Source organism: Geodermatophilus marinus, assembly GCF_003428645.1.
In the GTDB taxonomy this organism is placed as follows: Bacteria; Actinomycetota; Actinomycetes; order Mycobacteriales; family Geodermatophilaceae; genus Geodermatophilus.
This window is the reverse complement of sequence record NZ_QVQH01000010.1, coordinates 43,530-57,354: the sequence shown is the minus strand read 5'-3', so window position 1 is coordinate 57,354 and position 13,825 is coordinate 43,530. Positions and strand designations below refer to the sequence as shown.

At 74.3% G+C, this 13,825-nt stretch carries 10 protein-coding genes; 6 read left to right on the top strand and 4 right to left on the bottom strand.

Annotated elements, in window-relative coordinates; all coding sequences use genetic code 11:
* Positions 1–38: 38 nt before the first annotated feature.
* The 3 genes from rpsR to D0Z06_RS12970 all read left to right on the top strand — a co-directional run bounded on the left by rpsR (position 39) and on the right by D0Z06_RS12970 (position 5,356).
* A complete protein-coding gene (gene rpsR / locus D0Z06_RS12980) occupies positions 39–275 on the top strand; it encodes a 30S ribosomal protein S18 (RefSeq protein ID WP_117377861.1) in 237 nt (78 codons plus the stop codon).
* Positions 276–277: 2 nt separating this feature from the next.
* A complete protein-coding gene (gene rplI / locus D0Z06_RS12975) occupies positions 278–733 on the top strand; it encodes a 50S ribosomal protein L9 (protein WP_117377860.1) in 456 nt (151 codons plus the stop codon).
* Positions 734–1,468: 735 nt separating this feature from the next.
* Positions 1,469–5,356 (top strand): replicative DNA helicase, encoded by a 3,888-nt coding sequence (locus D0Z06_RS12970; RefSeq protein WP_117377859.1) that lies wholly within the window; start codon positions 1,469–1,471, stop codon positions 5,354–5,356.
* Between the two features lie 174 nt (positions 5,357–5,530).
* Here the strand turns inward: D0Z06_RS12970 and D0Z06_RS12965 are convergent, their stop codons facing one another.
* The gene (locus D0Z06_RS12965) at positions 5,531–5,986 is read right to left on the bottom strand and encodes a cupin domain-containing protein (RefSeq protein ID WP_147332046.1); all 456 of its coding nucleotides are present in this window, start codon (positions 5,984–5,986) and stop codon (positions 5,531–5,533) included.
* 147 nt (positions 5,987–6,133) lie between these two features.
* On the opposite strand from D0Z06_RS12965, the gene D0Z06_RS12960 reads away from it, so the two are divergent.
* The gene (locus D0Z06_RS12960) at positions 6,134–8,041 is read left to right on the top strand and encodes an Ig-like domain-containing protein (RefSeq protein ID WP_147332045.1); all 1,908 of its coding nucleotides are present in this window, start codon (positions 6,134–6,136) and stop codon (positions 8,039–8,041) included.
* A 72-nt stretch (positions 8,042–8,113) separates the two neighbouring features.
* Here the strand turns inward: D0Z06_RS12960 and D0Z06_RS12955 are convergent, their stop codons facing one another.
* Positions 8,114–9,322: a fatty acid desaturase family protein gene (locus D0Z06_RS12955; protein ID WP_117377856.1), complete on the bottom strand. Its 1,209-nt coding sequence runs from the start codon at positions 9,320–9,322 to the stop codon at positions 8,114–8,116.
* A 31-nt stretch (positions 9,323–9,353) separates the two neighbouring features.
* A complete protein-coding gene (locus D0Z06_RS12950; RefSeq protein ID WP_117377855.1) occupies positions 9,354–10,454 on the bottom strand; it encodes a ferredoxin reductase in 1,101 nt (366 codons plus the stop codon).
* A gap of 94 nt (positions 10,455–10,548) precedes the next feature.
* Here D0Z06_RS12950 and D0Z06_RS12945 point away from each other — a divergent pair, with 94 nt between their 5' ends.
* A complete protein-coding gene (locus tag D0Z06_RS12945; protein ID WP_117377854.1) occupies positions 10,549–11,733 on the top strand; it encodes a PucR family transcriptional regulator in 1,185 nt (394 codons plus the stop codon).
* Positions 11,730–13,097 (top strand): CoA transferase, encoded by a 1,368-nt coding sequence (locus tag D0Z06_RS12940; protein ID WP_199522295.1) that lies wholly within the window; start codon positions 11,730–11,732, stop codon positions 13,095–13,097. The genes D0Z06_RS12945 and D0Z06_RS12940 overlap by 4 nt, the downstream gene beginning before the upstream one ends.
* On the opposite strand, the gene D0Z06_RS12935 is transcribed toward D0Z06_RS12940, so the two are convergent.
* Entirely contained in the window at positions 13,098–13,688 is a 591-nt protein-coding gene (locus D0Z06_RS12935) for a class I SAM-dependent methyltransferase (protein ID WP_199522294.1), read from the bottom strand.
* Between the last annotated feature and the right edge of the window lie 137 nt (positions 13,689–13,825).

Here is a 13,825-nt window from a genome sequence, read left to right as displayed (position 1 = left end):
TCCGTTCGTACTGAACCTCTTCTCCCTGGAGGACCCCGGTGGCCAAGCCCCCGATCCGCAAGCCCAAGAAGAAGGTCTGCCAGTTCTGCAAGGACAAGGCGACCTACGTCGACTACAAGGACACGACCCTGCTGCGGAAGTTCATCTCCGACCGCGGCAAGATCCGTGCCCGCCGCGTGAGCGGCAACTGCAGCCAGCACCAGCGGGACGTCGCCACGGCCGTGAAGAACAGCCGTGAGATGGCCCTGCTGCCCTACACCTCGACGGCGCGCTGACCATGAGCACCCAGAAGCTGATCCTGACGCAGGAGGTCACCGGCCTCGGGTCCTCCGGTGACACGGTGGAGGTCAAGGGCGGTTACGCCCGCAACTACCTCCTGCCCCGCGGCCTGGCCATCGTCGCCACCCGCGGTGCCGAGAAGCAGGTCGAGTCGCTGCGCCGGGCGCGCGCGGCGCGCGACGTGCGCTCGCTCGACGAGGCGCAGTCCGTGGCCGGCCGCCTCTCCGGGCTGACCGTGCGGGTGCCGGCGCGGGCCGGCCAGGGTGGCCGGCTGTTCGGCCGGGTGACCACCGCCGACGTCGCCAACGCCGTGACCGCGGCCGGCGGCCCGGAGCTGGACCGCCGCCGCATCGAGCTGCCGAGCAGCATCAAGACCACCGGCCAGCACACCGTCACCGTGCGGGTGCACCCGGAGGTCACCGCCCAGCTGGCGATCGAGGTCGTCGCAGGCTGAGCGGACCCGTCCTCCTCACCCCTCGCACGCGACGGGGTGAGCCCGGGACGGGGCGCACTCCCACCCCGCCGCACAGGCCCGCGGCGGGGTGGGAGAGGAGCACAGCGCTCGCGAGGGGCGTCGGACTGCGGTCCGGCGCCCCTCGCGGCGTTCCGGGGTCGCAGCGCCCCTTGGCCGTGATCATGGGGTTCTTGCCGGGGACACGCACCGACACGCCGCGGTGGCCGGCCACATCCCCATGATCACGGAGGAGGGGGCCGGGGACCGCGGGCCGACCCGGCGACCAGGGGCGGGGACCTCGGTGCGCCTGTGGACGTGGGACGGCTGGGACGGGTGCGGCGACCCCGCGACACGCCGGGAGCGCGACACCGGCATTTCTCCGGTATTTCTCCCGTCCACACCCGGTGGGCAGCCTCCGCGCAGGTCAGGCGGGGGACGGCCCGGATCTCCCCGCTGGTTCCCCCGCTGTCTCCACATGTCGACATGCGTGTGTCCACCGACTTGTCCACAAGTTGTGCAGAACCGGGTGCACACCGGTGTTGGACTGGTCCGTCCGCCGTTCCTAACGTCCTCCCTGCTCCCCTGGCCGGCACGTTCCGTCGGTGCCCCGGGGTAGCAATGACCCGAACGCACGTTCGAGTCAGGTGTGCAGCGTTCTGGTGCTTCCCCCACCAGGCCCCGGTCCCTCGACCGGGGCCTCGCGCGGGTGCGCCGTGAGTGGATGGAGGAACCACCGTGGCGGTGGCCGACGAGTTCAGCCGACCGTCCCCGACGGCGCCGGAGTACGACCGGCAGCCGCCGCAGGACGTCGCGGCGGAGCAGTCGGTGCTCGGCGGCATGCTGCTGAGCAAGGACGCGATCGCCGACGTCGTCGAGGTCCTGCAGGGCGCGGACTTCTACCGTCCGGCCCACCAGGTGATCTACGACTGCGTCCTGGACCTGTACGGCCGCGGCGAACCCGCCGACGCCATCACCGTGGCCGCCGAGCTCAACCGCACCGACCAGCTGTCCAAGATGGGCGGCGCGGTCTACCTGCACACGCTCATCCAGTCGACGCCCACGGCCGCCAACGCCGGCTACTACGCCGCCATCGTGGCCGAGCAGGCCGTGCTGCGGCGGCTGGTGGAGGCCGGCACCCGCGTCGTCCAGCTCGGGTACGGGGCCGCCGGCGGGCGGGGGGACGTCGACGACATCGTCGACCGCGCCCAGCAGGAGATCTACGACGTCACCGAGAAGCGGATGAGCGAGGACTACTCGCGCCTCGAGGACGTCCTGCAGCCGACGATGGACGAGCTGGACGCGATCGCCTCCCGCGGTGGCACGGCCCGCGGCGTCCCCACCGGCATCCGCGACCTCGACGAGCTCACCAACGGCCTGCAGGCCGGGCAGATGGTCGTCATCGCGGCCCGCCCCGGTGTGGGCAAGGCCCTGGCCCTCGACACCCCGATCGCCACGCCGACCGGTTGGACGACGATGGGCGAGGTCCGCGTCGGCGACCGGGTGATGGGCTCCGACGGCCGTCCGACGACGGTCGTGGCCGCCACCGAGGCGTTGACCGGCCGCCCCTGCTACGAGGTGCACTTCTCCGACGGCTCGGTGATCGTGGCCGACGCCCAGCACCAGTGGCTGACCGAGACCCGTGCCGGCCGCCGCTCCGCCCAGCAGGCGGCCGCGGGCCGCAACCGCAACCAGCGCACCTCCGCCTGCGTCCGTACGACGGAGGAGATCGCCCGCACCGTCCGCTGCGCCACCGAGGACCCCCGGCTCAACCACTCGGTGACCAACGCCGCGCCGCTGGACCTGCCGGAGGCCGACCTCCCGCTCCCGCCGTACGCGCTGGGTGTGTGGCTGGGCGGCGGGACGTCCCGGGCCGCCCACTTCACGGGGGATGAGCCCGAGATCGCCGTGCACATCGAGGCTGACGGTCTCGTCGTCGAGCCGACCGGTGCCGACCGCCGGTACTCGCTGCGGCTCCTGGCGCGGCCGTCCGTCACCGCGCGCCCGTGCCCGATGTGCGGCGAGTCGTTCGTGCCGAGGACGTCGCAGGTGCAGACCTGCGGCAGGACGTGCGGTGGTCGGCTGCGTGCCAGCGGTGGGGTCGGCCGCCCCGCCACGTGCCCGGACTGCGGCGGCCCCTCGGCCGGCCTGGTGCAGTGCCAGGCCTGCCGCGACCACCACGACACCGTCCCGGGCATCCTCCGCACGCTGGGGGTCCTCGGGGACGAGCACATCCCGGCCGCCTACCTGCGGTCCTCAGCGGCCCAGCGACGGGCCCTGCTGGCAGGCCTCCTGGACACCGACGGCACGGTGGCGCCCAGCGGCGTCGTGCAATTGGCGGTGACCAACCGGCGGCTGGCCGAGGACGCCCGTGAGCTCATCGCCGGCCTCGGTCACCGGGTCCGGATGACCCGCAGGCCCGTCCGGGGCCGCAGCGAGGAGTCGTCCACCTGCTACACCCTGACCTTCAGCACCGACGACGAGGTGTTCCGGCTCGAGCGCAAGAAGCTCCTGCACAAGGAGCGGGGGGCGCGGACCTACACCGCCCGCGGGGTCCGTTTCATCACGGATGTCCGGCCGATCGGGAGCGTCCCCGTGCGGTGCATCCAGGTGGACGCCGCGGACCACCTCTTCCTCGCCGGTCGGAGCTTCATCCCGACGCACAACTCGACCCTCGGGTTGGACATCGCCCGGTCGGCCACGGTCAAGCACCAGCTGCCGGCGGTGATCTTCTCGCTCGAGATGAGCAAGCACGAGATCACCATGCGGTTGCTGTCGGCCGAGGCGAAGGTGCCGCTGCACCACATGCGCGCGGGCACGCTCTCGGACGAGGACTGGTCCCGGCTGGCCCGCCGGATGGGCGAGATCGCCGACGCCCCGCTCTACATCGACGACTCGCCGAACATGACGATGATGGAGATCCGGGCCAAGGCGCGGCGGCTCAAGCAGCGCAACGACCTCAAGCTCGTGGTCATCGACTACCTCCAGCTCATGACGTCCGGCAAGCGGGTCGAGAGCCGCCAGCAGGAGGTCTCCGAGTTCTCCCGGGCGCTCAAGCTGCTCGCCAAGGAGCTCGAGGTCCCGGTCATCGCCATGTCGCAGCTCAACCGCGGATCCGAGCAGCGCCAGGACAAGAAGCCGATGCTGTCGGACCTTCGCGAGTCGGGATGCCTGCCGGCGGAGACCCGCATCCTGCGCGCCGACACGGGCGCCGAGACGACGATGGGCGAGCTGTTCGAGTCGGGCGCCACCGACGTTCCCGTCTGGGCGCTCGACGACAATCTCCGCTACGTCCGCCGGCACCTGACCCACGTCTTCTCGACGGGCCGCAAGCAGGTCCTCCAGCTCACGACGTCCTCGGGCAAGAGGGTTCGCGCGACCGCCAACCACCCGTTCCTCACCTACGACGGCTTCCGTCCGCTGGGGGAGCTGTCACCCGGCGACCGCATCGCCGTGCCGCGGCACGTGCCCGGGCCTGACCGCATGACGGTGTGGGAGGACGAAAAGGTCGTCCTCCTGGCGCACCTCATCGGTGATGGCAGCTTCGTGAAGCGGCAGCCGTTGCGGTACGCGTCCGTCGACGAGGCCAACCTGCGTGCGGTCACGACCGCGGCCCTGCACTTCGGCATCGTGGCGGTGCGCGACGAGCACGCCGCGGCGCGGTGCACCTCGCTGCGGCTCCGCGCTCCGTTCCCCTTGACGCACGGCCGGCGCAATCCGGTCACCGCGTGGCTGGACGAGCTCGGACTCTTCGGGCTGCGCAGCCACGAGAAGTTCGTCCCCGAGCAGGTGTTCTCCCTCCCGAAGAAGCAGATCGCGCTGTTCCTGCGCCATCTGTGGGCCACCGACGGTTCCGTCACGGTGAACAAGAACGGCCGGAGCGGCCGGGTGTACTACGCCTCCACCAGCCGGCAGCTCGTCGATGACACCTCCCGGCTCCTGCTGCGCTTCGGCATCTCCTGCCGGATCCGACGGACCCGGAAGGCCGGCTACCGCGACGGCTGGACGCTGGACATCAGCGGTTGCGACGACCAGCGCAGGTTTCTCGGTGAGATCGGTGTCCACGGTGCCCGCGGTGAGGCTGCCGAGCGCCTGCTGGAGATCGTGCGTGCCCAGACCTCCAACACCAACGTCGACACGATCCCGGTGCAGGTCTGGGAGCGGGTCCGGGACGTCCTCGCGGAGAAGGGCATGAGCCACCGGGCCTTCGCCGCGGCCATGGGGTCGGCGTTCTGCGGCAGCGCCATGTGGAGGCGTGCGCCGAGCCGGGAGCGGCTGGGACGCGTCGCCGTCATCCTCGGGGACGCCGACCTGGAGATGCAGGCCGTCAACGACCTGCTGTGGGACGAGATCGTCTCGATCGAGCCCGGGACCGTCGAGGAGGTCTACGACGCGACCGTGCTCGGTGGGCACAACTTCGTGGCCGAGGGCATCGTCGTCCACAACAGCATCGAGCAGGACGCCGACATGGTGATGATGATCCACCGCGAGGACATGTACGAGAAGGAGTCCCCACGGGCCGGCGAGGCCGACATCATGCTGGTGAAGCACCGCAACGGCCCCACCGCGAACGTCACCGTCGCCTTCCAGGGCCACTACAGCCGCTTCGTCGACATGGCGAACTGAGCAGCGGCGCCCCGACGCGGCAGTGGTGCGGAGGCGCCGCGCGGGTCGCCGGACGTCGAACCCGAGCGGCCCGGGACCATGCGCTCCCGGGCCGCTCCGGTTCCACGTGGGACGCAGGGGGCCTCGTGGAGGCGGCACGGCCCCGCAGGCGCCGGCGCTGGACGCGCGTCCCGGTCAGTTCCGCAGGTTGAGCTGGTCGTGCCGCGCGGCCAGCTCGTCGACCTCCTCGGTCGTCGGCGTCCGGCCTCCCGCGTGCAGGGCCGCCATCCCCTCGAAGTAGCCCTCCCGCGGCGCGCCGGGGGTGAACAGGATCAGGAAGCGGCAGCCCTCGTCCTCCAGCGCGGCGAAGCCGTGCACCCCCGACCGGGGCACGTACACGAAGTCCCCCGGTCCGGCGGTGTTCCACGTGGATCCGTCGAGCACCCGCAGCCGGCCCTCGAGCACGTGGAAGGACTCGCTGAACGTCCGGTGCAGGTGCGGGCCCGGCCCGCCGCCGCCCGGCGGCAGGGTCACCTCGAACACCCCCAGGTCGCCGCGGGTCTGCGCGCCGGTGGCGACGAAGCGCGTCCGGCCCACGACCCGCTGGTCGGCCCGGCGTGAGTACGCCGCGCCGTCGAGCAGGTGGCTCATGACCGACACCCTGCCCGGGCGCTGCCGGTGCGTCGAGGCCGGTCCTCGAGGCCGCGGGGGGCCGGGCGTTCCCCCGGACGGGGGGTGGGTTGTGTGGCACCGATCACCATCAGCTAGGAAGAGGGCTCCCTAGAGCGAGGAGCTCACGTGCAGCAACGACGCTGGCGCCGGGTGACCCTGTCGGTCACCGGTTCACTGGCCCTGGCGACCGCCCTCTCGGTCACCGCCACCCCGGCCGCGGCCGGACCGCCGAAAGCGCAGCCGGTCTCGGTCTTCCCGACCGACACCCTCACCGTCCCCGACCCGGCCCAGCTGACCGGCCGGCGGGTGGACCTGCCCGTCGACCCGGCCGCCGCGCCGATCGTCCAGGGCCTGGTGCGGCAGCTGAACCAGCTCGACGGCTTCGACCTCGACCCGCGGATCGCCGTGCAGTTCAGCGGCCCGGTCGACCCGGCGGAGACGGCCGCGCGGATCACCCTGCAGGAGGCCCGCGGCCCGTGGCGCACCGGCGTCGACCGGGTGGTCTGGGACCCGGACACCAACACGCTGTACGCGCACCCGGCCGAGCAGCTGGCCCCCGGCACCACGTACCGGCTCCGGGTGCAGGGCGGCCCGGCGAACAGGGCCACCCAGGAGACGTTCACGACGATGAGCGCCACCGACGGGCTGCTGGACATCCAGCGGCAGGTCGACGGCGGCGAGGCCTTCGCCGCCGTCGGGATCGACGACCCGGCCCTGCAGGTGCAGGGGGCCTTCCCGGCACGGGGGACGACGGTCGCCTGGGCCACCGACCGCGGTGTCACCGACCCCGCGCCGACGTCGACCCCCGTCCCCACGGCCGCCCTCGGCGGCACCATCGCCTTCGGCTCGTTCCAGGCGCCCTCCTGGCTCACGCCCGACGTCACCATCCCCCAGACGCCGACCGGGGAATCCGGTCCTCGCCCGGTCGAGGCCGAGCAGCTGCCCTTCGTCGCCGTGCTGCCCCCGGGAACGCCGCCCGCAGGCGGCTGGCCGGTGGCCGTGTTCGGCCACGGGTTCACGAGCTCGACCAACGCCGTCTTCCTCGCGGCGGTCGAGAACGCGAAGAACGGCATCGCCACCATCGCCACCAACGTGGTCGGCCACGGGTACGGGCCCGAGAGCGGCTGGGTCGTCACCAGCGGGGGCACGACGACGACCATCCCCGCCTACGGGCGCGGGATCGACCAGGACCGGGACGGCGACATCGAGTCCACCGAGGGATCCTCGGCCACCGGCGCGGCCGCGGCCCAGTCCTCCCGGGACGCGCTGCGGCAGACTGCCGCGGACATCATGACCCTGGTGCGCTCCCTCGGCGGCACGGACGTCGACGGCGACGGGACGCCGGACCTCTCCGGCGAGGACGTGACCTACTTCGGGCAGAGCTTCGGTGGCATCTACGGCACGATGCTGACCGGTGCCGACCCGGCGGTCACCCGCTCGGTGCTCAACGTGCCCGGCGGGCCGATCAGCGAGATCGCGCGCCTGTCGCCGGCGTTCCGCCCGCTGACCACCGCGTCGCTGCAGGCGGCCGGGCTGCTCAACAGCACCGACCCGACCCGCAACTACTTCCAGGAGCAGCTGCCACTGCGCGGTGAGGGCCCGGTGACGGTGACCGTGCCCGGTGCGGTGGAGATCCAGGAGTACCTGGCCCGGTCGACCTGGCTGTCCCGCCCGGGCAGCCCGGAGACGTTCGCCCCGCTCATCGAGCCGGAGCGGGTGCTGGTGCAGGTGGCCTTCGGTGACCAGACGGTGCCCAACCCGACGTCGTACACGATCGTCGACGCCGGGAACCTGTGGTCGCGGACCAGCCTCTACCGCAACGACCGGGCGACGCCGCCGCTTCCCAACCCGCACTCGTTCCTGCTGGTGCTGACCCACCCCTCGGCGCTGCAGGGGCAGGCGCAGGTGGCCGCCTTCCTCGGCCGCGGTGAGGTCGTCGACCCCGACGGAGGTGGCGAGGTGTGGGAGGTGCCGGTCCAGGACCCGTCGGTGCTGCTGTCGCTCAACTTCCCGCAGCCGGCACTGCGGCCCTGACCGGCCGCTGAGGCGACAGAGGGGCCCGGGACGGCGGATCGCCGTCCCGGGCCCCGCTGCGTGCGCGGTGGATCAGGCGGCGGCCATGGCGGCCTGCTCGCGGAGGAGCCGGCGGCGGACCCGGGGCTTCCCGGTGGTCATCTTCCACAGGTTGACCAGCTGGGTGGGCAGGTTCCGGGCCGTCGTGTTCTCCAGCCAGCCGTTGGGCAGCGACAGCCGGATGATCTTGTGCCAGGCGGACGCGACCTGCTGCGGCAGCGGGGCGGTGTGGTAGGTGAGCCCGTAGCGCTCGAACAGGTCCCGGATCCTCGGCGCGATCTCGGCGTAGCGGTTGCTGGGCAGGTCGGGGAACAGGTGGTGCTCGATCTGGTGCGAGAGGTTCCCGGTCATGACGTGCATGGCCTTCGAGCCGGAGATGTTGGCCGAGCCGAGCATCTGGCGCAGGTACCACTCGCCGCGGGTCTCGCCGTCGATCGATCGCTTCTCGAAGGTCTCCACGCCCTCGGGGAAGTGCCCGCAGAGGATGACGGAGTTCGACCACAGGTTGCGGGCCAGGTTGGCCACGAAGTTGGCGGCGAGGGTCGGGAGGAAGTTGGGGCCCGACAGCAGCGGGTGCACCAGGTAGTCCTTGCGGGCCTGCTTGCCGATCTTGCGCAGCACGGCCCGGGCGCGCTCGCGGAACTCCGGGTCACCGGTCTGCTTCTTGGCGATGACCGCGCCGAGCTCCAGGTCGTAGGCGGCGATCCCGTACTCGAAGAAGCAGGCGTTGACGAAGCTCCAGAGCGGCTGGCCGAGGTGGAACGGCTGCCACGGCTGGTCCTCGTCGACCCGCATGATGCCGTAGCCGAGGTCGTTGTCCTTGCCGACGACGTTCGTGTACGTGTGGTGCAGCTCGTTGTGCGAGTGCTTCCACTGCTCGGCCGGGCTGGCCATGTCCCACTCCCACGTCGTGGAGTGGATCTTCGGGTCGCGCATCCAGTCCCACTGCCCGTGCAGGATGTTGTGCCCGATCTCCATGTTCTCGAGGATCTTGGCCACCGACAGGCCGATGGTCCCGAGCACCCACGCGGGGGCGAACCCCGACGCCAGCAGGACGGCGCGGCTGCCGAGCTCGACCTTCCGGTGGACGTCGATGACGCGGCGGATGTAGCGCGCGTCGGCCTCGCCGCGGGACTCCACGACCCCCTGGCGGATCTCGTCGAGCTCCTTGCCGATGAGCTCGATGTCGTCGGCGGTGAGGTGGGCGATCGGGTTGACGGGCTTCTTCTGCAGGACGGTCACGGGCAGGCCTCTCGGGGGTCGGGGGAGCAGGTCAGTGGTCGAGGGAGCAGGCGCCGGCGGCGGCGCTGACGCAGGTCTGGACGATCACGCCGTCGCCCGGCGCCGCCGTGGTGACCTCGCCGGTGCGCAGGTCGCGGACGGCGCCCTCGCGCAGCGGGAGCACGCAGCCGTAGCAGATGCCCATGCGGCACCCGCTGGGCATGAGGACGCCGGCCTCCTCGGCGGCGTCGAGGATCGGGGTGGCGCCGTCGGCCTCGACGGTCGCGCCGGTGCGGGTGAACGACACCGTGCCGCCCTCGCCGGTCGCGGCGACCGCCGGGCGGAACCGCTCGGTGACCAGGCGCTCCCCGAGCCCGGCGGCGTCCCAGTGCTCCTGCAGCGCGTCGAGCATCGCCACCGGGCCGCAGGCCCAGGTGGCCCGCTCGGCGAGGTCGGGCACGAGCGCGGCCACCCCGGCCGGGTCGAGCAGGCCGGCGGTGTCGGTGTGCTGCTCGACCAGGCGGATCCGGCCGGTGGCGGCCAGGGCCCGGAGCTCGGCGCCGAAGACGACGTCGTCGGGGGTGGGCGCGGAGTGCACGAGGACGACGTCGTCGAGCTCGGGGTGGTTGCGCAGCATCCCCATGACCGGGGTGATGCCGGACCCCGCCGTCACGAACAGCACCTTCTCCGGCCGCGCGTCGGGCAGCACGAACTCGCCGGTCGCCTGGTCCAGGTGCACCAGCGTGCCGGGCCGCACCCGGCGGACGAGGTGGTTGCTGACCTTGCCCCCGGGGATGGCCTTGACGGTGATGCTGATGCAGCCGTCGGCGCGGGTGAGGTCGGAGGTCAGCGAGTAGGCCCGCCACATCCGGACCCCGTCGACGTCCACGCCGATCCGGATCCACTGCCCGGGCACGTGCGGCTGCCAGTCGGCACCGGGGCGGATGACCAGCGTCGCGGCGTCCCGGGTCTCGTGCTGCACGGCCTCGACGCGACCGCGCAGGTCGGTGCCGGCCCGCAGGGGGTTCACCATGTCGAGGTAGTCGGCGGGCAGGACGGGCGTGGTGACGAGCTCGGCGAGGCGCAGCGCCCGGTCGCGCAGCGCGCTCAGGGCCGGCCGGGCCGGGGAAGGGCGCGGGACGGTCGCGGTCATGCTTCTGATCGTTCCCAGCAGGGGGTGCAATTACCTGTGCCCTGGACGTGAACGTCGGGACGGATATTGTTCCCGGCGAACAGCGGGAGGTGGCATGGCGCCGGAACGGACCTTCCCGCCGGAGGTCGCGGAGGCGATGCGGGCCGACCTCCCGGCGGTGGCCGGGGAGACGGTGGCGGCGATCGTCGTGGAGGTCCCGAGCTACACGGAGGCCTTCCGCGGCGACATGGGCCGGGCCATCGAGAAGGCGGTCGCCCTCGCCCTCGGCGGCTTCCTGGAGCTGGCCACGGCCACCGGCGGCGCCGACGCGAGCCGGCCCATCGGCCCGGCGCTGGAGGGTGCCTACGCCCTGGGGCGCGGCGAGGCCCGCAACGGCCGCTCGATGGACGCCCTGCTGGCCGCCTACCGGGTGGGCGCGCGGGTGGCCTGGCGGCACATGGCCGAGACGGCGGTGGCCGCCGGCATGCCCGTCGAGGGGCTGGCCCGGTTCGCCGAGCTGGTCTTCGCCTACATCGACCAGCTGTCGGCCTCCAGCGTGGCCGGTCACGCCGACCAGCTGGCCAGCAGCGGCTGGGCGCGGCGGCGGCACCTGGAGCGGCTGGCCGGGCTGGTCCTCACCGGTGGCCCCGCCTACGACCTGGTGGTCGCCGCCGAGCGGGCGGACTGGACCCCGCCGCGCACCCTCACCGCCGTGCTGCTGCCCGAGGAGCGGGCCCGCGGCGCGCTGGCCCAGCTCGACGCCCGCACCCTCCAGGCCGGCGACGACGCGCCGGGCGCCGAGCCGGGCACCGACCGGGCGGTGCTGCTGGTCCCCGACGCCGAGGGCCGGGCGCGGGCCGGGCTGCTGCGGGCGCTGCGGGGCCGCCAGGCGGTGGTGGGTCCGGCGCGGCCGTGGCAGGAGGCCCGGACGTCGTACTCCCGGGCGCTGCGGGCCCGCCAGCTCGGGCTGCGCCCGGACGGCGACGACCCGGTCGACACCGAGCGCCGGCTGGCCGAGCTGGTGCTGCGGGCCGACGGCGAGGCGCTGAGCGACCTGCGCGGCCAGGTGCTGGCGCCGCTGGAGGGCCTGGCGCCCGGGCCCCAGGAGAAGCTGGCCGAGACGCTGCGCTCCTGGCTGCTGCACCAGGGCCGCCGGGAGCGGGTCGCGGCGGAGCTGTTCGTGCACCCGCAGACCGTCCGCTACCGGATGGGCCAGCTGCGGGAGCTGTTCGGCGCCCGGCTGGAGGACCCCCGCAGCGTCCTGGAGCTCACCCTCGCGCTCGGGGTGCGCGAGCCGTGACCGGCGTCCCGGCGGGCAGCGGCCTGCTCGGCGAGGTCTGGCCCCTCCTGGGGCTGGAGGGCGTGCCACCTCCGCTGCGGGTCCGCGGCGCGACCGGTCTCGCCGGCGTGCTGCCGGTGCCCGACCTCGCGCTGGGCGCGGTGGCCGCGCAGCTGGCGGCCGCGCGGCTCCTCGGTGGTGGCGCGGGCGCCGGCACGGACGGCGGCGCGGACGGCGGGGCGGACGGCGGCGCGCCGCTGGACCTCGACGCCGCCGCCGTGGGGCTGGCCTTCCGCAGCGAGCGGTACGCCGCGGTCGCCGGCCGGCCGGTGGCCCCCGGGTTCCACCCGCTGTCCCGCTTCTGGCCGACCGCGGACGGCTGGCTGCGCCTGCACGCCAACTACCCGCACCACCGGGCGGCCGCCCTGGCCGTCCTCGGGCCGGACGTCGCGCGGGCCGCGGCGCGGGCGCCCGCCGCCGAGCTGGAGTCGGCGGTGGTGGCCGCCGGGGGTGCCGCGGCCGCCGTCCGGGAGCCCGGGGTGTGGGCCGCCTCCCCGCCGGGTCGGGCGGTGGCCGGCCGGCCGCTGGTGGCGCTGCGCCGCGCCGTCCCCGGCCCGCCCCGCGGCCCCGCGGCCGGGGGGCCGCGGGTGCTGGACCTCACCCGGGTGATCGCGGGGCCGGTCGCCACCCGCACGCTGGCCTCCCACGGTGCCGACGTGCTCCGGCTCGACGGCCCGCGGCTGCCCGAGGACCCCGGGCAGCTGGTCGACACCGGCCCCGGCAAGCGGCACGCGGTGCTCGACCTGGCCTCCGCTGCGGGCCGGCGCACCGCCGACGAGCTGCTCGCGGCGGCGGACGTGGTCGTGCAGGGCTACCGGCCCGGCGCGCTGGACCGGCTCGGCCTCGCCCCGGAGGCGGTGCTCGAGCGGCACCCGCACCTGGTCGTGGTCCGGCTGTCGGCCTGGGGCGCGGAGGGGCCGTGGGGCGGGCGCCGGGGTTTCGACTCGCTGGTGCAGGCGGCCACCGGGATCGCCGCGGTCTGCGGGGACGGGGCCACCCCGGGCGTGCTGCCGGCGCAGGCCCTCGACCACGCCACCGGGCACCTGGCGGCGGCCGCCGTGCTGGCGGCGCTGCACCGGCGGCGGACCGAGGGCGGTGGCTGGTTCGGGGAGCTCTCCCTGGCCCGCACCGCCGCCGCGCTGCTGGCCGCCCCGCGCACCGGCCCGGAGGACGGCGTCCCCCCGGACGACCCGGGGCCCTGGCTGGTGCGGCTGCCGTCGCCCGACGGCGAGGTCGCGCTCGTCGGCCCGCCGGGGTCCCCGCCGTGGACCGCCCCGGCGCGGCTGCTCGGCGACGCACCGCCGGCGTGGCGGGCGCCGGGCTGATCAGGCGGGCCGCAGCAGGGCGACCAGGAAGTCCGAGCGGTCGGTGAACGGCCGCAGGTCCCAGGTGGACAGCAGCAGGTCCGGCGCCCACCCGACGGCGCGGGCGTCGTCCAGGAACTCGTCGAAGGGGTAGCCGCGGCCGGCCCCGAAGCCGATCGCCGCCCGGCCGCCGTCGGCGACGTGCGCGCGCAGCCGGGCCAGCACCGTGCCGCGGGTGGAGGCGGCCAGGAAGGTCATCACGTTGCCCGCGCAGACGATCGCGTCGAAGGACTCCCCCAGGTCCAGCTCGGCCAGGTCGCCGACCAGCCAGCGCGGCCCGGGGTGGTCGGCCTCCGCCGCAGCGACGAGCACCGGGTCCACGTCGACGCCGACCACCCGGTGCCCGGCGGCGTGCAGCACGGCACCGACCCGGCCCGGGCCGCAGCCGGCGTCGAGCACGCGGGCGCCGCGCGGCAGCAGGGCGTCGACGAGGCGCGCCTCGCCCCCGAGGTCGAACCCCTCGGCGGCCAGCCGGCGGAAGCGCTCGACGTAGGCGGTGGAGTGGCCGGGGTCCTGCTCGGTCATGCGCACCCACGCGCTGCGTTCGGTCACGGCCCGATCCTGCGGCATCGCTGCACGGCCGGGGCGGGCGGGCGGATCCCCGGGTATCTGCCACGTGATCCCCAGCAAGGTCACAGGTTCACCACCCAGGCTCTGTCCCGGCGGCCCAGCGGGGGCCGTCCTCGAGG